The sequence below is a fragment of the Cellulosimicrobium sp. 72-3 genome (assembly GCF_013127315.1).
In the GTDB taxonomy this organism is placed as follows: Bacteria; Actinomycetota; Actinomycetes; order Actinomycetales; family Cellulomonadaceae; genus Cellulosimicrobium; species Cellulosimicrobium funkei.
Genome location: NZ_CP053419.1, coordinates 2,962,107 through 2,981,866 on the forward strand (window position 1 = coordinate 2,962,107; position 19,760 = coordinate 2,981,866).

18 protein-coding genes are annotated in these 19,760 nt (G+C 71.9%); 5 read left to right on the forward strand and 13 right to left on the reverse strand.

The genetic code is table 11. From position 1 onward, the window contains the following. Nucleotides 1-138 precede the first annotated feature (138 nt). Nucleotides 139-1,446 carry an ABC transporter substrate-binding protein gene (locus HKK73_RS13320; protein ID WP_034656391.1) on the reverse strand — a complete coding sequence of 436 codons (1,308 nt, stop codon included), beginning with the start codon at nucleotides 1,444-1,446 and terminating at the stop codon, nucleotides 139-141. A gap of 166 nt (nucleotides 1,447-1,612) precedes the next feature. Then, nucleotides 1,613-2,629, reverse strand: a complete 1,017-nt coding sequence (locus tag HKK73_RS13325) for a LacI family DNA-binding transcriptional regulator (RefSeq protein ID WP_034656392.1) — start codon at nucleotides 2,627-2,629, stop codon at nucleotides 1,613-1,615. 88 nt (nucleotides 2,630-2,717) lie between these two features. Here HKK73_RS13325 and glgB point away from each other — a divergent pair, with 88 nt between their 5' ends. After that, nucleotides 2,718-4,949 (forward strand): 1,4-alpha-glucan branching protein GlgB, encoded by a 2,232-nt coding sequence (gene glgB, locus HKK73_RS13330; protein WP_216607990.1) that lies wholly within the window; start codon nucleotides 2,718-2,720, stop codon nucleotides 4,947-4,949. 367 nt (nucleotides 4,950-5,316) lie between these two features. Here the strand turns inward: glgB and HKK73_RS13335 are convergent, their stop codons facing one another. The 3 genes from HKK73_RS13335 to HKK73_RS13345 are packed head-to-tail and all read right to left on the reverse strand — an operon-like array spanning nucleotide 5,317 to nucleotide 8,539. Next, nucleotides 5,317-6,267, reverse strand: a complete 951-nt coding sequence (locus tag HKK73_RS13335; protein WP_171468182.1) for a tetratricopeptide repeat protein — start codon at nucleotides 6,265-6,267, stop codon at nucleotides 5,317-5,319. A gap of 20 nt (nucleotides 6,268-6,287) precedes the next feature. Then, complete coding sequence (locus tag HKK73_RS13340) at nucleotides 6,288-7,325, reverse strand: hypothetical protein (protein WP_085387568.1); 1,038 nt, start codon at nucleotides 7,323-7,325, stop codon at nucleotides 6,288-6,290. After that, nucleotides 7,322-8,539 (reverse strand): hypothetical protein, encoded by a 1,218-nt coding sequence (locus HKK73_RS13345; RefSeq protein ID WP_043653203.1) that lies wholly within the window; start codon nucleotides 8,537-8,539, stop codon nucleotides 7,322-7,324. Before HKK73_RS13345 ends, HKK73_RS13340 begins: the two co-directional genes overlap by 4 nt. Nucleotides 8,540-8,903: 364 nt before the next feature. On the opposite strand from HKK73_RS13345, the gene HKK73_RS13350 reads away from it, so the two are divergent. Together HKK73_RS13350 and HKK73_RS13355 are read left to right on the forward strand one after the other, a co-directional pair. After that, nucleotides 8,904-10,397: a hypothetical protein gene (locus HKK73_RS13350; protein ID WP_171468183.1), complete on the forward strand. Its 1,494-nt coding sequence runs from the start codon at nucleotides 8,904-8,906 to the stop codon at nucleotides 10,395-10,397. Between the two features lie 4 nt (nucleotides 10,398-10,401). Further along, entirely contained in the window at nucleotides 10,402-10,851 is a 450-nt protein-coding gene (locus HKK73_RS13355) for a hypothetical protein (RefSeq protein ID WP_086150744.1), read from the forward strand. Nucleotides 10,852-10,866: 15 nt separating this feature from the next. Here HKK73_RS13355 and HKK73_RS13360 read toward each other — a convergent pair whose 3' ends face one another. From HKK73_RS13360 to HKK73_RS13370, 3 genes are read right to left on the reverse strand one after another with little or no spacing between them, the layout of a single operon-like run. Next, entirely contained in the window at nucleotides 10,867-11,655 is a 789-nt protein-coding gene (locus HKK73_RS13360) for an alpha/beta fold hydrolase (protein ID WP_086150745.1), read from the reverse strand. 54 nt (nucleotides 11,656-11,709) lie between these two features. Continuing rightward, complete coding sequence (locus HKK73_RS13365; protein WP_051027859.1) at nucleotides 11,710-12,561, reverse strand: alpha/beta hydrolase; 852 nt, start codon at nucleotides 12,559-12,561, stop codon at nucleotides 11,710-11,712. Nucleotides 12,562-12,580: 19 nt separating this feature from the next. Beyond that, the gene (locus tag HKK73_RS13370; RefSeq protein WP_061268786.1) at nucleotides 12,581-12,886 is read right to left on the reverse strand and encodes a hypothetical protein; all 306 of its coding nucleotides are present in this window, start codon (nucleotides 12,884-12,886) and stop codon (nucleotides 12,581-12,583) included. A gap of 274 nt (nucleotides 12,887-13,160) precedes the next feature. Here HKK73_RS13370 and HKK73_RS13375 point away from each other — a divergent pair, with 274 nt between their 5' ends. After that, on the forward strand, nucleotides 13,161-14,117 hold the full coding sequence (locus HKK73_RS13375; RefSeq protein WP_171468184.1) for an FKBP-type peptidyl-prolyl cis-trans isomerase: 957 nt from the start codon (nucleotides 13,161-13,163) through the stop codon (nucleotides 14,115-14,117). 100 nt (nucleotides 14,118-14,217) lie between these two features. Beyond that, a complete protein-coding gene (locus tag HKK73_RS13380; protein WP_082774712.1) occupies nucleotides 14,218-14,778 on the forward strand; it encodes a phosphoribosyltransferase in 561 nt (186 codons plus the stop codon). A gap of 76 nt (nucleotides 14,779-14,854) precedes the next feature. On the opposite strand, the gene nrdF is transcribed toward HKK73_RS13380, so the two are convergent. From nrdF to nrdH, 5 genes are all read right to left on the reverse strand, one after another. Beyond that, nucleotides 14,855-15,835 carry a class 1b ribonucleoside-diphosphate reductase subunit beta gene (nrdF, locus tag HKK73_RS13385; protein WP_034653523.1) on the reverse strand — a complete coding sequence of 327 codons (981 nt, stop codon included), beginning with the start codon at nucleotides 15,833-15,835 and terminating at the stop codon, nucleotides 14,855-14,857. After that, entirely contained in the window at nucleotides 15,832-16,641 is an 810-nt protein-coding gene (locus HKK73_RS13390; RefSeq protein WP_171468185.1) for an NUMOD3 domain-containing DNA-binding protein, read from the reverse strand. Before HKK73_RS13390 ends, nrdF begins: the two co-directional genes overlap by 4 nt. Before the next feature lie 10 nt (nucleotides 16,642-16,651). After that, nucleotides 16,652-18,838 (reverse strand): class 1b ribonucleoside-diphosphate reductase subunit alpha, encoded by a 2,187-nt coding sequence (gene nrdE, locus HKK73_RS13395; protein ID WP_171468186.1) that lies wholly within the window; start codon nucleotides 18,836-18,838, stop codon nucleotides 16,652-16,654. Next, on the reverse strand, nucleotides 18,808-19,239 hold the full coding sequence (gene nrdI / locus HKK73_RS13400) for a class Ib ribonucleoside-diphosphate reductase assembly flavoprotein NrdI (RefSeq protein WP_043653197.1): 432 nt from the start codon (nucleotides 19,237-19,239) through the stop codon (nucleotides 18,808-18,810). The genes nrdE and nrdI overlap by 31 nt, the downstream gene beginning before the upstream one ends. Before the next feature lie 81 nt (nucleotides 19,240-19,320). Then, nucleotides 19,321-19,566 (reverse strand): glutaredoxin-like protein NrdH, encoded by a 246-nt coding sequence (nrdH, locus tag HKK73_RS13405; RefSeq protein WP_021480849.1) that lies wholly within the window; start codon nucleotides 19,564-19,566, stop codon nucleotides 19,321-19,323. Nucleotides 19,567-19,760: the final 194 nt, after the last annotated feature.

The window sequence follows — 19,760 nt, forward strand, 5'->3', positions numbered from 1 at the left end:
TAGCACTCCGTCTGTGTGGCTGGGTCGATGCGGCCACGGTCGGACTGGTGACAGCCATGTCATGCTCTTTTCGGTCGATAGGGCGTGAGACCCCCGGCGGGGCGGGCCGGGGGCCTCACGCGAACCAGGACTCCTGCGTCAGCCGACGACGTTCGCGCGCGCGGCCGCCCAGCGGGAGTTGAGGTCGGCGAAGAAGGACTCCTTGTCGCCGTCCGCGGCGCCGCGGGCGACGTCGACCAGCTGCTTGCGGTACTTGTCACCCCAGAGGTCGATCTCCGCCTCGTTGCTGATGTCGTTGTCCCACGTCTCCTCGCCGGCCGGGGCCGGGGAGAGCTCGACCTGGTTGACGCCCAGGGCCTCGAACGTGGCCAGGTTGTCCGGGGCCGCCGCGCCGACGACCGGTGAGATACCGCCCTGCTCCGATGCGAAGGTCGACTCGTTCAGGAACCAGTCGACCCACGCCCGCGCGGCGTCCTTGTTCTTGGAGTGCTTCGAGATCGCGAGCTTGTAGTCGCCCGAGACGGTCGAGGAGAACGCGCCCTCGTTCTGCCAGGGCATCGGCCAGAAGTCGATGTCGTCCGCGGACCCGCCGGCTGCCTCGGCCGCGTCCTGCATCTGCGGGACCGCCCAGGAGCCGAGCACCATCGCACCGACCTTGCCGGTGCCGAGGAGGGTCTTGGACTCCTCCCAGTTGGTCGTCGTGGGGTCCTCCTCGGTGACGCCCGCGGCGACGATGTCGTACAGCAGGCCGTCGATCGCGTACTGCTCGTTGCCCTCGGCCCACGGGTCGTCCTGCGAGGTCCGGATGCTCACGGCGTCCGTCCCGGCGATCGTTCCCTGGTTGTTCTGCCACTGGGTGAGCGGCCAGCCGTCCGTGTAGTTGGTGTAGTACGGGACCGCGTCGGTCTTCTCACCGATCTGCTCGAGCGCGTCGACGAACGCCTCGGGCGTCGCGGGCGGCTCGGTGATGCCGGCCTGCTCCCAGACCTTCGTGTTCACGACGTAGCCCATCGCGGTGCCGAAGGTCGCAATGCCGTAGACGTCGCCGTCGTAGGCCTGCTCGTTGATGAAACGGTATTCCTGCCCGAGCTCGTCCACCGTGCCGAGGGGCTCGAAGAACTGCGGGAGCTGGTCCTTGCTCACCGAGTTGGGGACGAGGAGGACGTCCCCGTAGTCCTGTGTGTTGAGTCGGATCGAGACGTCGCCCTCGTAGTCGGTGATCGCCTCGAACTCGACCGTCACACCGGGGTTCTCGGTCTGGAACTGGTCCGCGTAGTCCTGGAGCGTGGTGTCGACGATGTCCGTGCGGTTGGTCAGGACCGTGATGGTGCCCGAAAGCTCGCCGGCCTTTCCGCCCCCACCCTCGCCCGAGCCGCTCGAGCATGCACCGAGCGCCAGCGTCAGCGCTGTCACGGTGAGCACGGCGGCGGTCTGCTTCCTTGCCATGTCGTTCCACTCCTTGGTCGTCGTTGACGTCGCGCGCGACGGGCTCCGCTTGCGCGGACGTCGCTGGCGACACGACTAGTGAAGCGTTTAAGTTTGCGTAAGTCCAACCCTCGAAGGTAACAAACCGATATCAAGGCGGCTTCGGCCTACGCGACGATGAAGCGCATCAGGACACGGGGCGTCCAGTCGTCCCCCGCGGGCGCAGCGTCGGGGTCGAGTCGAGGAAGCTCCCCCCGACCTGACCCGCGATCCGGTCGAACAGACGGCGAGCGACGTGCGCGCCGTAGCGCGTGACGTCGTGGCTCAGCGCCGAGAGGCGAGGGAACGTCGCCTCGCACAGGGGCGAGTCGTCCCACGCGATCATCGACACCTCCTGTGGCACCCGGACACCGATCTCGCTCGCGACTCCCAGCCCCGCGACCGCCATGACGTCGTTGTCGTAGATGATCCCCGTCGGCCGGTCGGTGCTCGTGAGGAGCGTCCGCGTCACCGCCGCCCCCTGGACGGCTGAGTAGTCCGTGCGCACGACCGTTCCCTCCGCGCCGAGCGCCGCGATCTCGTCGCGGAACGCCGCGTCGCGGATCCCCGTGTGCCCGAACCCCTCCAGGCCCGCGACCCGGGCGATCCTGCGGTGCCCGACGGCGTGCAGGTAGCGCACCGACTCGCGCATCGCGGCAGCGTCGTCCGTCCACACGCTCGGCAGACCGCCTGCGAGCGCCGGGTCTCCCACCACCACGGCCGGGAGCGCCTCGGGCTCGGAGAACATCGAGATCCGGGGGTCGTCGATGCTCGGGTCGACGAGGATCACCCCGTCGACCCGACGTGCCGCGCGCCATGCACGGTACGCCCGCAGCTCGGTCTCCTGGTCCGGAACGACCTGGAGGAGCAGCGCGTACGACCGCTTCGACAGCTCGGACTCGATGCCCGCGAGGAACTGCATGTAGAACGACTCGACCCCGAGCATCCCAGGGTCGCGCGCGAGCACCAGGCCGACCGTCTCCGTCCGGGCCCCCGAGAGGGAGCGCGCCGCGGAGCTGGGGGCCCACCCCAGGTCTGACGCGATCGAGAGGATCCGCGCACGCGTCGCCTCCGACACCCCCGGCCGGTTGTTGAGCGCGTACGACACCGCACCCGTCGAGACCCCGGCCTCGCGCGCGATGTCCGCGATGGTGATCCTTGCCACGACGCTCCTTCCTCCAGGTCGCGAGCCTACTGTGACTGTCCGGCGAGCCCGTCCTGTGAGGGTGCGCGGGACGTGGAAAGGTTGCCCCATGACCGGGCCCGCCGCTTCCCCCACCCCGCCCCCCGTCGTCGTGCCGCAGGACGCGCTCGCCGCGGCCGCGGGCGGGCGCACGTTCGACCCGCACGCCGTGCTCGGCCCGCACCTCGCGGACGACGCCGCGGACGCGCGGGCCGTCGTCCGCGTCCTGCGCCCGCTCGCGGACGAGGTCGTCGTCGTCGCCGCCGACGGCGAGCACCCGGCGGTGCACGAGCAGGACGGGGTGTGGGCCGCCGTCGTGCCGGTGCACCAGGACGCCGACGGCACCCGGCACGCCCCCGACTACCGCGTCCGCGCCCGCTACGGGCACGAGTCCACGACCGTGGACGACCCCTACCGGTTCCTGCCCACGCTCGGCGACGTCGACCTGCACCTGATCCGCGAGGGCCGGCACGAGGAGCTGTGGCGCGCGCTCGGCGCGAACGTCCGCACCTACCCGAGCGCGCTCGGCGACACGACCGGCACGGCGTTCGCCGTCTGGGCGCCCAACGCGCGCGCGGTCCGCGTCATCGGCGACTTCAACGGCTGGGGCCCCACGCACCCGATGCGCTCGCTCGGGTCCACCGGGGTGTGGGAGCTCTTCGTCCCCGGCGTCGTCGCGGGCGCGCGCTACAAGTACGAGATCCTCGGGCCCGACGGCTCGTGGCGCCAGAAGGCCGACCCGCTCGCCAAGGCGGCCGAGGTGCCCCCGGCAACGGCGAGCGTCGTCGTCGAGTCCCGGTACGAGTGGTCCGACGACGCGTGGCTCGCCGAGCGCGCGGCGCACGACCCCCACACGCAGCCGCTCAGCATCTACGAGGTGCACCTCGGCTCGTGGCGCCAGGGCCTGTCCTACCGCGACCTCGCGGAGCAGCTCACGGCGTACGTCGTCGAGCAGGGGTTCACGCACGTCGAGCTCCTGCCCGTCGCCGAGCACCCGTTCGGCGGGTCGTGGGGCTACCAGGTCACGGGCTACTACGCCCCGACGTCCCGGTTCGGCCACCCCGACGACTTCCGCTACCTCGTCGACCGCCTGCACGCCGCGGGGATCGGCGTCGTCGTCGACTGGGTCCCCGCGCACTTCCCGCGCGACGAGTGGGCCCTCGCCCGCTTCGACGGCACGCCCTGCTACGAGCACGCCGACCCGCTGCGCGGCGAGCAGCCCGACTGGGGCACGTACGTCTTCGACTTTGGCCGCAACGAGGTCCGCAACTTCCTCGTCGCCAACGCGACGTACTGGCTCGAGGAGTTCCACGTCGACGCGCTGCGCGTCGACGCCGTCGCGTCCATGCTCTACCTCGACTACTCGCGCGGCCCCGGCCAGTGGCACCCCAACGTGCACGGGGGCCGCGAGAACCTCGAGGCCATCGCGTTCCTCCAGGAGGCCAACGCCACCGCGTACCGGCGCACGCCCGGCGTCATGATGATCGCCGAGGAGTCGACCGCGTGGCCGGGCGTCACCCGGCCCACCTCCGCGGGGGGCCTCGGGTTCGGGCTCAAGTGGAACATGGGCTGGATGAACGACTCCCTGCGCTACGTCGCCGAGGAGCCGATCAACCGCCGGTACCACCACCACGAGATCACGTTCTCCATGGTCTACGCGTACTCCGAGCAGTTCGTGCTCCCCATCAGCCACGACGAGGTCGTGCACGGCAAGGGCTCGCTCTACGGGAAGATGCCGGGCGACGACTGGCAGAAGCGCGCCGGCGTGCGCGCGTTCCTCGCCTACCAGTGGTCGCACCCCGGCAAGCAGCTCCTCTTCATGGGCAGCGAGATCGGCCAGCACTCCGAGTGGAACGAGGGTCGGTCGCTCGACTGGGACGGCCTCGCCGCCGACCCGGGCCGGCAGGGCGTGCAGCGTGTCGTGCGTGACCTCAACGCCCTGTACCGCGCGACCCCTGCTCTGTGGGAGCTCGACCACGACCCCGCGGGGTTCGAGTGGCTCGACGCCGACGACGCCGACCACAACGTCCTCGCCTACGTACGCCGCGGGCGCGACGGCAGCGAGGTCGCCGTCGTCGTGAACTTCGCCGGGACGCCGCACGAGGGCTACCGCGTCGCCCTGCCGTCGGGCGGCGCGTGGCGCGAGGTCCTCAACACCGACGCCGAGGTCTACGGCGGCTCCGGTGTCGGCAACCTCGGTGAGGTCGGGGCGGAGCCCGTCCCGTGGAAGGGGCGCGCGTACTCCGCGGTCCTGCGCGTCCCGCCGCTCGGCGCGCTGTACCTCGTCCCGTCGCCGAGGTAGAGGCCCGGTCCGCCGAGGTAGAGGCCTCGTCGCCGAGGTAGAGGCCTGGTCCCGCCGACGGCGAGTTGTCGTCACCCTGGGTGGTGGGTGGGGTGGTGGCGCCGGGTCTACCATCCGCCGCTCGTTCCTCGCGGCTCCCGCCAGGCCCGCCACGACCCGGCGCCACCACCCCACCCACCGGCTTCGCCTCACCCCCGGCGCTGCCTCCTCAGCGCGACGGCAGCCGGTCACCTCGCGGTGACCTCCAGGCACGACGGCAGCAGCCGGTCACCTCGCGGTGACCTCCAGGCACGACGGCGGCCGGTCACCTCACGGTGACCGGCCGCCGTCGTGCGTGACGCGGGTGCGTCGGTGGAGCGCGGGTGCGTCAGTACAGGCTGATCGCGAGGCGCTGGCGGGCCTTGCCGACGCGGGGGTCGGTGGGGCCCACGACCTCGAAGTAGTCGAGGAGGCGCACGCGGAGCTTCTCCTTGCCGTCCGCGTCGGCGCCGGGCAGCAGGTCGAGGAGCCGGTCGAGGGCGTCGTCCACGTGCCCGCCGAGCAGGTCGAGGTCGGCGATGGCGAGCTGGGCGTCGACGTCCTGCGGTGCGGCGGCACCCGCGGCGCGGACCGTCGCGAGGTCGGCGTCGCGGGTGCGCTGGAGGAGGCGGACCTGCGCGAGCCCCGCGACGGCGAGCGCGTCGCGCGGGTCCTGCTTGATCGCCTTCTCGTAGGCCGCGACCGCGGCGTCGAGGTCGTCGCGCTCGATCGCGTCGTACGCCTCCTGGTGCAGCGGCGGGAGCTCGGGCTCCGGCTCGGCGGCGGGCTCCGCGGGGCGCTCGGGCTCGCCGTCGGCGCCCTGGGCGGGCGCACGACCGGTCACGCCGTTCGCCTCGGCCGCCTGGAGCACCTGGTCGAGCACGGCGCGCACCTGCTCGACGGGCGCGGCGCCCTGGAACAGCGGCACGGGCTGACCCTGCAGGATCGCGACGACGGTCGGCACGCCCTGGACCTGGAACGCGGCCGTGATCTGCGGGTACGCCTGGGCGTCGACGCGGGCCAGGAGGAAGCGGCCGGCGTACTCGTCGGCCAGCGCGCCGAGGTCGGTGCCGAGCTGCGCGTTCGCCTGGTCCGTCGGGATCCACAGGAGCACGACGACGGGGTACTGCGCCGAGTCCTGGACGAGCTGGCCGAACGTCTCGTCCGTGACGTCGACGACGTACCCGCCCGCGGCGGGCGCGCCGCCCTCCTCGCCGGGCGGGGGTGACTGCGGCCTGGTCAGCGCGGACAGGTCGACCGCGCCGCGCACGTCGAACGTGGGCTGGGTGGGTTCGCTCATGGTCGCAATCCTACGGAGCGTCAGGCGTTCGCGACCGACGTCGCGACGTGCTCGTTGCCCACCACGCGGATCTTCTCCTCCGAGCCCGCGGGCGGCACGTAGAGCGCGACGACGTCGACGTAGCCGACCTTGAGCACGTTCGTCGGAGTCTTGTCCCCGTACAGCGCCTTGATCGACTCCGTGTCGGGCGGCACCTGCGCGCCCTCCTCGGCCGTCATCGACTCCTGCGAGGTCATCGCACCGACCACGAGCGCGCCGCCGTCCGCGGTGCGGACCGCGCGCACGGGCTCGTCCGGGTTGGGCGTGAACGTCAGGGCGTAGGCGCCCGCGGCGGGCTGGAGCGCCGTCGTCCAGTCCTGCGCGCGCTTGGCGAGCAGGGTGCGGAACGAGTCCTCCTCGAAGGACCCCGCGAACCCGGAGCCCGTGCCGAGGTTGAGCACGTCGGCGTACTGCGCGACGGCGTCCGTCGGCGTGACGAGCAGGCTCGAGTCGTCGGGAGCGACGTCCTCGCTGCCGATGCTCGGGTCCGCGAAGCTCGGCATGGTGACGCCCGGCAGGAGGCGGACCCAGGCCCAGAGCTGGTAGTCGCCGCGCGCGGTGTCCTGCTCCAGGACGGACAGGCGCGGCGTCTGCAGGTTCTCGGGCTGCACGCTCACGGCGAACGACGTGCGCGGCCAGGTCTGCGTCGTCGGGATGACGACCTGCTGCGCCTCCGTCGGGAGCTCGGTCACGAGGTCGGCGTTGCCGCGCGCGGCGGCGACGGCGAGCTGGCTCGTGCGAATCGCGAGGGCCGGGCCCGTGACGCGGCCCTCGAGCTGGGCCGCGTCGTTGGTCTCGCTCGCCGCCGCGAGCGCGGCGGCGACCGCGTCGAGGACGGCGGTCTCCTGCGCCTCGGTGAGGACGGGCGCGGGCGGGTCCTGCGTGGGGTCGGGCTCGGGCGTCGGGAGGGGTGCGGAGCAGGCGGCGAGCAGGAGCGCGCCGACCAGTCCCCCGGCCACCCCGCCGAGGTGACGACGGGCGCGGCGGGCGCGGGCCGTGTCGCGGGCGGTGCTGGTCATCGGGTGCTGTCCTTCGTCTCGTCCGGGTCGCTCTCGGGTGCAGGCGCCGGGGCGCTCTCGTCGCTGCCGGGCGTGAAGCCCCACGCCCGGCGCCAGGCGTCTGCGCGCGTGCTCGCGCTGTCCTCCGTGGTCGGGTGCGCGCTCGCGTCGACGGTCGGCTGGGCCGCGGTGCGCGGGCGGCGCTCGCCGCGCGCGACGATCGGGATCTGGCCGGTGAGCCACGCGCGGCGCGGCTTCTGGGCGCGGGCCTGCTGCTGCGCGAGGCGGTCGGCCTCCTCGCGCTCGCGCAGCTCACGCCGCGTGAGCATGCGCACCTGGGCCGTGTCGGTCGGCACCTCGCCGTCGGGCGCGTCGGCGTCGTCCGACGACGTCCCCGCCGTCGTGCCGGCCGGCGCGACCGCCGGGGTCGCGGAGGTCGTGGTGCCGCCCGAGGGCCCGCGGCGGCGCGGGCGCAGGCTCGCCGCCCCGATGCCGAGACCGAGGAGGATGAGCACGGCACCGCCGATGACGCCGGGCCACAGGAACGGCGTCTCGACCTGGCGCGGCCACGAGAGCTCGACGGTCGGGGCGACGGCGTCCTCGCCCACGCCGGCGGCGAGGAGCTGCCAGCGGCCGGGCTGGTCGGACCAGCGCAGGCTCGCCGAGCCGGCGCCCGTCGCCTCCTCCAGCCACATGTCGGAGCCGGCGGGGTCGACGCCGACGACGGGGGCCTCCGCGGCCGCGTCGCCCTCCGCGGGCGTCTCGCCCTCGGCGGGCGTCTCGCCCTCGGCCGGGCTCTCGGCGTCGGCGGGTGCCTCGGCGTCGGCCGGGCTCTCGCCCTCCGCGGGCGACTCCCCGTCCGCGGGCGTCTCGCCCTCCGCGGGCTCGTCCTCCGCGGCCGGCGCGTCGACGGCGCGCGTCGCGAGCGCGTCCCAGTCGGACAGGCCGGTGACCAGACCGTGCGGGTCCTCGCCGACCCACCCGGTCACGTCGGCCTCGCGGCCGATCGCGAGGGTGACCTGCTGCTCACCGGGTGCTGTCGCGCGGATCGTCACGTCCTCGGCGACGAGGTCGAGGACCCCGGGCGCGGTGACGAGCACCGTGCCGTCGCCGGTGTACGCCGTGGTCGCCACGACCGTGTCGCTGTCCCGCCAGACGGTGGCGGACGCGACACCGAGGCCGACGGCGACCAGCCCTCCCACGAGCAGGAGGGCGGCGATGATTCGTTGCAGCACCGAGGTTCCCTTCGTCGATCGACGTTCAAGGATAGGTGCGAAACCCCTCGTGGATCGACCGAGACGCCTCGCCTGTGGATCCTCACGAACCGTTCACGCGCCCCTCCCGGGACGGTCTCACCGCTCCCAGGGAACGTCGTGCCCGGCGGCCGAGAGGGCCGCCGTTCCCGCGAGGGAAGACCGTGCGCGCAGCACTGCGACCATCGTCTCACCCCCACCAATCCGGGTATTCAGGACAGCGTGATCCCCGTATCCTGGTCGGAGCACGGCGGGGCCGTGGCACGACCGCCGCGCCCTCCCTCCCCGGGAGGGGACGCCGACCGGCGGCGGAAGCCGCGACGACTCAGCACCGGAGGTCATCGACGTGTCCGACGAGCGCACGCTCTTCCCCATCACGATGCGCGGGTACGACCGCGTCCAGGTCGAGGCCCAGCTCGCGAGGCTGGAGAAGGCCGTGGAGGACGCGCGGGCGCGCGTCGAGGCGGCGGACGCCCGCGCCATGCAGCTCACGAGCGAGCTCAACGACGCCCAGCGCCAGCTCCGCGAGGCGGACCGGCCGTCGTACGCGGGGCTCGGCTCCCGCATCGAGCAGCTCCTGCGCTCGGCGGAGGAGCAGTCGGCGGACATCCTGTCGCAGGCCAACGCCCAGGCGGCCGACATCATGGCCCGCGCGAAGCTCTCGGCGGGCCAGGTCCGGTCCCGCGCCGAGAACGAGGTCGCCGAGCTGCTCAACAGCGCACGCCTGGAGTCGGAGGAGATCCGCTCCACGAGCGCGTCCGAGGCCGAGGGCACGCTGCTCAGCGCCCAGCGCCGCGCGGAGGAGCTGGTCGGCTCCGCGGAGCGCGAGGCCGCGCGCATCCACAGCGCGCTCGCCACGGAGGAGAGCGAGCGCCGCGCGTCGCTCGAGCGCGAGCTCGGCACGCTGCGTGCGACGGCGGAGCGCGAGACCACGGAGCTGCGCGTCACGACCGAGCGCGAGGCCGCGGAGCTCCGCGCGCGCGTCGCGGCGGAGACGGCGGCGCAGCGCGAGGCCGCGGAGCGCGAGTCGGCCGAGCTGCTGGAGAACGCGCGTCGCGAGGCGCAGCGCCAGGTGGACGAGGCGCAGCGCAAGGCGACCGAGGCGGCGAACGCCGTCACGTCCGAGATGGAGACGCTGCGCGACCAGGCCCGCACCGCCCTCGCGGACGCCGAGCTCGAGGTCGTGCGACGCCGCGAGGAGGCGGAGCGCGAGAACGCCGAGCGCCACGCCGCCGCCAAGGCGGAGACGGAGAAGCTCGTCGCGACGGCCGAGGAGCACGCCGCCGAGGCGGAGAAGCGTGTCGCCCACGCGCTCCAGCAGGCGGAGAAGGTCCGCAGCGAGTCCGACGCGTACGTGAAGGACCTCCTGTCGACGGCGCGCCGGAACGCCGACCAGGTCGTCGCCGAGGCCCGGGCGTTCGCCGACCAGACGGTGAGCGACGCGAAGGCCGAGGCCGAGCAGCAGCGCAACGTCGCCCAGCGCCAGCTCGAGGACCTCACGCGCCAGCACGACTCGATCAACACCTACCTCGACGAGCTCCGTGGTCTCCTCGGTAGCGAGAACGAGGCCACCAAGGCCCCCGCGAAGAAGGCGGTGCCTGCGGGGACGCCCGCCCAGCAGGCGCGCGCCGCGACGCTCATGACGGCCGAGTTCCCGGTCGTCCCGGAGGAGTCCGGGCAGCGGGTCGGGACGGTCGAGGCACCGGCGGAGCGTGGCTCCGCGGCGTCCGCCGACGCCCGGCCGAGCGAGACGAAGCCGACCGGCACGAAGCCGACCGGCGCGAAGTCGGGCGGCACGAAGACGGCCGACGCGAAGCCCGACGCCCCCGCCTCGGCCTGACGCCGTGCCGGCCACCGCGGGCCCGTCGGGTCCCTCGGGGTCCGCTGCCGACGACTGGCGTCGGCAGCGGACCGAGGCCGCCGCGCACCAGCAGCGCGAGCTCGACCGGCAGCGCGCCCGCGAGAGCGACGCGGCCCGGGCCCTGCTCGCCGACTTCGTCGCGCGGGCGCGCGCACGGGGTCTCGCTCCCGAGCCGCTCCGCGCCCGCGCGTTCGACGGCACCGCGACGTACCGCACCCCGCTCCGCGGGTGGTACCTGCGCCGCAACCACAGCGTCGCCGTCGGCGAGGACGGCGAGTTCTACGTGCTCTCGGTGCCCGGCGGCGTGCGCGCGCGCCTGCGGGGGGTCGCGGTCGAACCGTCCGACCCGCCGCTCGTGCTGGGCAAGGGCGGCCGGGACGGCGAGTCGATCGACCTCGCCGACGCGCTCGCGCTCGTGCTCGACGGGCGCTGACGAGCGGTCAGCGGCTCAGACGGTCGCCCGCGCCAGGAGGTCCGCGAGCGCGTCGGCCACCGCGGCGGGGTCCTCGACCGCGCTCATGTGGCCCGCGCCCGTCACCTGCACGAGCTGCGCGGTCGGCGCCGCGGCGACCATGTGCTCCGCCTCCGCCACCGGCGTGACCTGGTCCTCCTCGCCCACGACCACCGCGACCGGCCCCGCGAAGCCCGCGAGGACGGACGTGCGGTCGGGGCGGGCCGCCATCGCCCGCTGCGACCACGCGACGCCGTCGGGCCGCTGCGCACGGATCCACTCCTCGAGCCGCGCGGTCAGGTGCGGGCGCGCGGCCTTGCTCGTCTCGCCGAGGAGCACCCCCGGCATGCCGAGGACCGGCTCGACGGTCTGCGTGCTCTCCGCCTCGTCGGCGATGCGCAGCCGGTTCGCGCGCGCGTCGTCGGAGTCCGCGGTGGACTTGGTGTCCACCAGCCCGAGCCCCGCGACCAGCTCCGGCCGGCGCTCTGCGAGCGCGAGGGCCACGTAGCCGCCCATCGACAGGCCCGCGACGACCGCGCGCGTGATCCCCGCCGCGGCGAGGGCGTCCGCGGTCGCGTCGGCCGCCGCCTCGATCGACGGCGGCTCGCCCCCCAGCGGGCTCGCGCCCAGCCCGGGGAGGTCGACCGCGACGACGGTGGGCTCGCCCGGCAGCGCCTCCGCGACGTCTGCCCACATCCGGTGGTCGAGCGGGAAGCCGTGCAGCAGCACGAGCGGTGTCCCGTACCCCTCGCGCAGCGTGAAGGTCTCGAGCGGTGCCGTCGTCACGTGGTCCTCCTCGGGTCGGTCGGGTGCGCGCGGCGCCTCGCGCCGCGGCGGGGGTCAGTCGACGACGCCGTCGGACCGGCTCGCGTCGTAGCTCGCCTGGTCCGAGTCGGCCGTGTCGCGGTCAGCCGTGCCGCTCGCGTCGCCGTCCCACGTGGTCGGCAGCGGGAGCGGGAAACCGGGACGCACGTGCCCCACGATCTCGTCGAGCACGCGCCGCACCGACGACTCCCCCACCCACAGGTGCTTGGCGCCCTCGACGCCGATCACCTCGGCGTTCCGCACGCGCGCGAAGCGTCGTCGCGCCTCGTCGGGGCGCAGGTAGTCGTCGAGCTCGGGCACGAGGACCACGAGCGGCTTGCCGAACGCGTCCCAGCGGTCGAGGTCGTCGTCCGTCGCGCGGTGCAGCGGGGGCGAGAGGAGGATCGCGCCCTCCACCGCCGGGTCCGTGCCGTGCTTGAGCGCGAGCTCCGTGCCGAACGACCACCCCACGAGCCACCGGTTCGGGAGGTCGTGGAACTCGGCGAACTCGATCGCCGCCGCGACGTCGAAGCGCTCGGCCTCGCCGCCGTCGAACGCGCCCTCGCTCGTCCCGCGCGGGGACGACGTGCCGCGCGTGTTGAACCGCAGCACGGCGAGGTCCGCGAGCGCCGGCAGACGCCACGCCGCCTTCCGGTAGACGTGGGAGTCCATGTACCCGCCGTGCGTCGGCAGGGGGTGCAGCGTGACGAGGGTCGCGACCGGGTCGCGGTCCGCGGGGAGCGCCAGCTCGCCGACGAGCGTGAGGCCGTCCGCGGTGTGCAGCTCGACGTCCTCGCGCCGCGCGGGCAGGACGCTGAGCGACCGGATGGGGGTCGGCTCCGTCGAGGCTCGGGCGGGATCGGGCGCGGTCTCGGGTGCGGTGCTCATCGTCCCGAGCCTAGTGCGTCTACCGCGGCCGACGGCGGTCGCGCGCCTCCCAGCACGACCTGTGCCAGTGGCGACGGTGGTCGAGCGCCGTCTCGGCCCCGAAGAAGGAGTCCTCCTGCCACGCCACGACGTGCCCGGTGCCGGGCGGGATCTCCTGCTGGCAGCCCGGGCAGAGGTAGGTTTTCGCGCCGCCGCGCACCGTGCGGACCTGCCACTCGCCGTCGGCTCCCGACTCCCGGCGCGCACCGCCGAGGGCGCGGTCCAGGTCGAGGGGCGCGGGCTCCGCGCCCCAGGGTCGCTTGCGGGACGGTCGACGGGACGGCATAGGCCCATTCTCCCCCGCGGCACCGCCGGGGACCTCCTCGCGGGGCGCTCGCCGGATCACGGAGCGTCGGACGGCACTGGCCCGCGGAGCGGCAGAGCACCGGGCCCACGACTCCCAGCGGGCGTCCAGCCGCGACCGCTAGAGTGTCCGGGCCGGTGCTGCACCCGGCGTCCGACCGCGAGGTGGCCCGTTCCCGGGCGCCGACGACCGCCGTCGTGCGGGTGCGGCCCAGACCCGACGGCCCCGCCGTCCCCCCGACCGAAGGACCCTCCTCGTGAAGCACCGCACCCTGCGCGGCGTCGCCGCGCTCACCCTGGGCGCCGCCCTCGTCCTCTCCGGCTGCTCGTCGGAGGGCGGCGGCGACGAGACGTCGTCGAGCCCGTCCGCCTCCGACGGCGCGAGCGACGCCCCGACGGCGTCGCCCGAGGACGTCGCGGCGCTCGAGGCCGTGACGGTCACGGGTGACGCGGGCGCCGAACCGACGCTGGAGTTCGAGGCACCGCTCGAGGTCTCGGCCGCGGTCACGCGCATCACCGACGAGGGCACGGGCGACGAGCTCACGGACGGCATGCAGGTCACGATGCACTACGTCGCCTACGACGGTGCCACGGGCGAGCGTCAGGGCTCCACCTGGGAGGGCGACACGCCGCAGTCGTTCGTGCTCGGCGACCCGCAGTTCGACCTGCTCACCGAGCCGCTGAGCGGTCAGAAGGTCGGCACGCGCCTCCTGTTCGCCGGCCCTGACGGGAACGGCGGCACCGTGCTCAACCTCATCGAGGTCGTGAACGCCCAGACGATCCCGGACCGCGCCGAGGGCGAGGCCGTGACCCCGGCGGAGGGCCTGCCGGTCGTCACGCTCGACGACACGGGCAAGCCGAGCATCGACATCCCCGAGGGCTACGAGGCGCCGACGGAGCTCGTCGTGCAGCCGCTCATCAAGGGTTCGGGCGCCGAGGTCACCTCCGACCAGACCGTCATCGCCCACTACACGGGCTGGAAGCTCGACGGTGAGCAGTTCGACTCGTCCTGGGACCGCGGAGAGCCGACGTCGTTCCCGCTGACCGGCGTCATCCCGGGGTGGACGGAGGGCCTCAGCGGCCAGACCGTGGGCAGCCAGGTGCTGCTCGTCATCCCGGCCGCGCAGGCGTACGGCGAGAAGAGCGACGCGAACACGAGCGAGCTCGCGGGCGAGACGCTGGTCTTCGTCGTGGACATCCTCGGCGCCTCCTGACGGACGCGCGCGCACGGAGGGCCGCACCCCGCTCGGGGTGCGGCCCTCCGCGCGTCCGGGGCGTGTCGGGCGGGGCGTGGGCGGGTCGTAGGCTCGACGCATGACGGACGCCTCCACGACCTCGGTCCCACCCGTGCCCGACGACGCCCCCACGCCCCCCGCGGCCGCCCCGCCCGAGCGCGAGGTGCTCACGTGGGAGACCTTCGGCGTCGCCGCGCGCGAGCTCGCCGAGCAGGTCGTCGCGAGCGGGTTCCGACCCGAGGTCGTCGTCGCGGTCGCCCGCGGCGGTCTCCTGCCCGGCGGCGCGGTCGCGTACGCGCTCGGGACCAAGGGCGTCGGGACGCTCAACGTCGAGTTCTACACCGACATCGGCCAGACCCTCACCGACCCGCGGGTGCTGCCGCCCCTCATGGACACGTCCGACCTGCCGGGCGCGCACGTGCTCGTGGTCGACGACGTCGCCGACTCCGGCCGGACGCTCGCCCTGGTCATGGACATGCTCAGCACCCACGGTGCCGAGGCCCGCTCCGCGGTGCTCTACACGAAGCCGCGCACGATCATCCAGCCGGACTACTCGTGGAAGGACACCGACCTCTGGATCACGTTCCCGTGGTCGGCTGACCCTCCCGTCGAGGGTGCGCAGTCCCGGCCGAACGACTGACCCGGCTCGACGACGACGGGCGGCCGTCCCCGTGGGGGACGCCCGCCCGTCGTGGTCGGTCAGGGTCGTGCGGGCATCAGAAGTCCCAGTCGTCGTCCTCGGTGTTCACGGCCTTGCCGATGACGTACGACGAACCGGACCCGGAGAAGAAGTCGTGGTTCTCGTCGGCGTTCGGCGACAGCGCCGAGAGGATCGCCGGGTTGACGTCGGTCTCGTCCTTGGGGAAGAGCGCCTCGTAACCGAGGTTCATGAGCGCCTTGTTGGCGTTGTACCGCAGGAACTTCTTGACGTCCTCGGTCAGCCCGACGCCGTCGTAGAGGTCCTCCGTGTACTGCACCTCGTTCTCGTACAGCTCGAAGAGCAGCTCGAACGTGTACGCCTTGAGCTCGTCGCGCTCCTCCGGGGAGAGCTTCTCGAGACCCTTCTGGAACTTGTAGCCGATGTAGTACCCGTGCACGGCCTCGTCGCGGATGATGAGGCGGATGAGGTCGGCCGTGTTCGTCAGCTTGGCGCGCGACGACCAGTACATCGGCAGGTAGAAGCCGGAGTAGAAGAGGAACGACTCGAGCAGCGTGCTCGCGACCTTGCGCTTGAGCGGCGAGTCGCCCTTGTAGTAGTCCATGACGATCTCGGCCTTGCGCTGGAGGTTCGGGTTCTCCTCCGACCAGCGGAACGCGTCGTCGATCTCACGCGTGGAGCACAGCGTCGAGAAGATCGACGAGTAGCTCTTGGCGTGCACCGACTCCATGAACGCGATGTTGGTGTACACCGCCTCCTCGTGCGGCGTGATCGCGTCGGGGATGAGCGACACCGCGCCGACCGTGCCCTGGATCGTGTCCAGCAGCGTCAGGCCGGTGAACACGCGCATCGTGAGCTCCTGCTCCTGCGCGGTGAGCGTGTTCCACGACTGGATGTCGTTCGACACCGGCACCTTCTCGGGCAGCCAGAAGTTCCCGACGAGGCGGTCCCACACCTCGAGGTCCTTCTCGTCCTCGAGACGGTTCCAGTTGATCGCGCTCACGCGATCGATGAGCTTGAGCTTCCCGGTGGGACTCATGCCGGATTCTCTCCTTCGGGTAGACGCGAGGACTGCTGCTCCGCGTCAGCGATACAGAACTTGCACGTCGGGCTGGTGCGGCCCTTGTTCGTGTGATGACGGGTGTGAGCACTTCGCGCGCTCGACGGCTTGGGCACACCCTTCTGGGCGGCCGATCGCTTGGCACGAGTCTCCTCGCTCGCCGTCCTACCGTAGTTCGGGTTCAGCTCACCGCGCCGCATGGCCGAGAGCGCAGCGCGAGCCTCGGGCGACATCGTGTGCCCGTAGCTCGGGTGCTCCGGCCCGAACTTCCCGTAGTTGGGGTTCTCCGGCCCGACGAACGTCCCCTTGCGCTGCTCCGACCAGAGTGCACGCTGCTCGTCCGAGTGCTTGTGACCGAAGAACGGGTTGAGCTCACCCGGGCGGCTGACCCCCTTGCGTCCTGTCGACCTGACCCGAGCCGCCTCGCGCTGCTCCGCGGTCCAGACGACTCCGGTCGGACCGAGCCCGCCGTCTGACACGTTCAGCAGCCGATGCCCGGTGGCGCGCAAGAACTCGATCCACTCAATCTCAGACTCACCGAGTGACTCCAGGTCTCCGAGAGCCGTCTCCAGGACATCGACCACGATGTCATGCTCGCCATGCTTGCGCAGCCAGTCGCAGAACGGCGTCCTCTGACCATCGCGCGCGTTCCGCAAGTGCTGGCGAAGCCGACGCGACGCAGCCTTCGTCGTGAGCCCGACGTAGCGGTACTCGTCGGACTCGCGCAGGCGGATGCCATACACGAGTCCGACGGGGACTCTGACCGCGAGGATCTCGTCGATCACGGTTCGTCGCTCACAGCATGCAGGAGACGCAGTTTTCCACTTCGGTCCCTTCGAGGGCCATCTGGCGGAGGCGGATGTAGTAGAGCGTCTTGATGCCCTTGCGCCACGCGTAGATCTGCGCGCGGTTGACGTCGCGCGTCGTGACCGTGTCCTTGAAGAACAGCGTGAGGCTCAGACCCTGGTCGACGTGCTGCGTCGCGGCGGCGTACGTGTCGATGATCTTCTCGTAGCCGATCTCGTACGCGTCCTCGTAGTACTCGAGGTTGTCGTTCGTCAGGTAGGGCGCCGGGTAGTAGACGCGCCCGATCTTGCCCTCCTTGCGGATCTCGATCTTCGACGGCACCGGGTGGATCGAGGACGTCGAGTTGTTGATGTAGGAGATCGAGCCCGTCGGCGGGACGGCCTGGAGGTTCTGGTTGTAGATCCCGTGCTCCATGACCGAGGCCTTGAGCGCCGCCCAGTCGTCCTGGGTCGGGATGTGCACGCCTGCGTCGGCGAAGAGCCGGCGCACGCGCTCGGTCGCGGGCTCCCACACGCGGTCGGTGTACTTGTCGAAGTACTCCCCCGTCGCGTACTTCGAGTCCTCGAAGCCGCCGAACGCACGCCCGCGCTCGATCGCGAGGCGGTTCGACGCCGCGATCGCGTGGTAGGCGACCGTGTAGAAGTAGATGTTCGTGAAGTCGATGCCCTCCTCGGACCCGTAGTGGATCCGCTCGCGCGCGAGGTAGCCGTGGAGGTTCATCTGGCCGAGGCCGATCGCGTGGCCGGCCTCGTTGGCCCGCTTGACCGACGGCACCGACTCGATGCTCGTCTGGTCGGAGACCGCGGTGAGCGCGCGGATCGCGGTGTCGATCGTCTTCGCGAAGTCGGGCGAGTCCATCGTCTTGGCGATGTTCAGCGAGCCGAGGTTGCAGGAGATGTCGCGGCCGACGTGGTCGTACGAGAGGTCCTCGTTGAACGTCGACGGCGTCGAGACCTGGAGGATCTCCGAGCACAGGTTCGAGTGGGTGATGCGGCCCTTGATCGGGTTCGCCTTGTTCACCGTGTCCTCGAACATGATGTACGGGTAGCCGGACTCGAACTGGAGCTCGGCGATCGTCTGGAAGAAGTCGCGGGCCTTGATCTTCGTCTTGCGGATGCGCGAGTCGTCGACCATCTCGTCGTACTTCTCGGTGATCGAGATGTCGGCGAACGGCTTGCCGTAGACGCGCTCGACGTCGTACGGCGAGAAGAGGTACATGTCCTCGTTCTTCTTCGCCAGCTCGAACGTGATGTCCGGGATCACGACGCCGAGCGACAGCGTCTTGATGCGGATCTTCTCGTCCGCGTTCTCGCGCTTGGTGTCGAGGAACCGCATGATGTCGGGGTGGTGCGCGTGCAGGTACACGGCGCCGGCGCCCTGGCGCGCGCCGAGCTGGTTCGCGTAGGAGAACGAGTCCTCGAGCAGCTTCATCACGGGGATGACGCCGGACGACTGGTTCTCGATGTGCTTGATGGGCGCGCCGTGCTCGCGGATGTTCGACAGGAGCAGCGCGACGCCGCCGCCGCGCTTGGAGAGCTGCAGCGCGGAGTTGATGCCGCGCGCGATGGACTCCATGTTGTCCTCGATGCGCAGCAGGAAGCAGGACACGGGCTCGCCGCGCTGCGCCTTGCCGACGTTGAGGAACGTGGGTGTCGCGGGCTGGAAGCGGCCCGAGATGACCTCCTCGACGATGTCCAGCGCGGCCTGCTCGTTGCCGTCGGCGAGGCCGAGCGCGACCATGCAGACGCGGTCCTCGAAGCGCTCGAGGTAGCGCTTCCCGTCGAACGTCTTGAGCGTGTACGACGTGTAGTACTTGAAGGCGCCGAGGAACGTCTCGAAGCGGAACTTCTTCGCGTAGGCGAACTCGAACAGCGACTTCACGAACTCGCGGTCGTACTTCGCGAGGACGGCCGGGTCGTAGTACTTGTTCTCGACGAGGTAGTCCAGCTTCTCCGCGAGGTCGTGGAAGAAGACGGTGTTCTGGTTGACGTGCTGCAGGAAGTACTGTCGCGCGGCCTCACGGTCCTTGTCGAACTGGATCTCGCCGTTCGGGCCGTAGAGGTTGAGCATCGCGTTGAGCGCGTGGAAGTCGAGCTGGGTGCTCGCGAGCGGCACCTCGGTGACCGTGCCACCACCTGCCACGCTCACGCCGGAATCCGTGACTGTCGTTGCCAAAATCGTCCCAATCCGTCGCGGACGCGCGCGGCGTCCTCGGTTGTTCCCAGGAGTTCGAAGGCGTACAGGTAGGGCACCTGGCACTTCGCGGAGATGATGTCGCCGGCGATGCAGTAGGCCTCGCCGAAGTTGGTGTTGCCGGCGGCGATGACGCCGCGGATCAACGACCGGTTGTGCACGTCGTTGAGGAACTTCACGACCTGGCGCGGGACGGCACCGCCCTCGTTGCCGCCCCCGTAGGTCGGGACCATGAGCACGTACGGTTCCTCGACGCGCAGGAAGCCCTCGGTCGGACGCAGCGGGATGCGCTGGACGTCCATGCCGAGGGCCGGCAGGTCGAGCCGCTGGACGAACCGGTGCGTGTTCTCGCTGACGCTGGAGAAGTACACGAGCGACCCCACGGGGACGCACCTCCGTCCTGCCCTGCTCCGCCTGTTTCCGTACGGGTTTCCGGGCGCCTCGCGGCGCTCCGGGGAGGCCGGTCAGGCGACGACCGGCGAGACCTTCTGCGCGAGGGCGGTGATCTGGTCGGGGCGGAACCCGGACCAGTGCTCGTCCCCGGCGACGACCACGGGAGCCTGCAGGTAGCCGAGCCCGCGCACGAGCTCGAGCGCCTCGGCGTCCTGGGTGATGTCCACGACGGAGTACTCGATGCCCTTCTTGTCGAGAGCGCGGTACGTCGCGTCGCACTGGACGCAGGCCGGCTTGCTGTAGACCGTGACGCTCATGGGGGTGGCTCCTCGTCTCGCGCTCTCGTCCGGGACGGTCCTCGGGGAGGGAGAAACATCTCTGACCTCGAAGGACACCGGTGGAACTACGTCTGTGTGATTCGCCAGGAGGCCTCCGGCCCCCTGGGTGTGCAACCACTATACCTAGTGGTCGAGACCGTGCCACTGCACTAGATGTCGTGGTGGAACTTCAC

What these genes read in the sequence shown, in the direction of transcription:
- HKK73_RS13320 (WP_034656391.1), bottom strand. Translation starts at nt 1,446, where the DNA reads ATGGCAAGGAAGCAGACCGCCGCCGTGCTCACCGTGACAGCGCTGACG.
- glgB (WP_216607990.1), top strand. Translation starts at nt 2,718, where the DNA reads ATGACCGGGCCCGCCGCTTCCCCCACCCCGCCCCCCGTCGTCGTGCCG.
- HKK73_RS13335 (WP_171468182.1), bottom strand. Translation starts at nt 6,267, where the DNA reads ATGAGCGAACCCACCCAGCCCACGTTCGACGTGCGCGGCGCGGTCGAC.
- HKK73_RS13340 (WP_085387568.1), bottom strand. Translation starts at nt 7,325, where the DNA reads ATGACCAGCACCGCCCGCGACACGGCCCGCGCCCGCCGCGCCCGTCGT.
- HKK73_RS13365 (WP_051027859.1), bottom strand. Translation starts at nt 12,561, where the DNA reads ATGAGCACCGCACCCGAGACCGCGCCCGATCCCGCCCGAGCCTCGACG.
- HKK73_RS13370 (WP_061268786.1), bottom strand. Translation starts at nt 12,886, where the DNA reads ATGCCGTCCCGTCGACCGTCCCGCAAGCGACCCTGGGGCGCGGAGCCC.
- HKK73_RS13380 (WP_082774712.1), top strand. Translation starts at nt 14,218, where the DNA reads ATGACGGACGCCTCCACGACCTCGGTCCCACCCGTGCCCGACGACGCC.
- nrdF (WP_034653523.1), bottom strand. Translation starts at nt 15,835, where the DNA reads ATGAGTCCCACCGGGAAGCTCAAGCTCATCGATCGCGTGAGCGCGATC.
- nrdH (WP_021480849.1), bottom strand. Translation starts at nt 19,566, where the DNA reads ATGAGCGTCACGGTCTACAGCAAGCCGGCCTGCGTCCAGTGCGACGCG.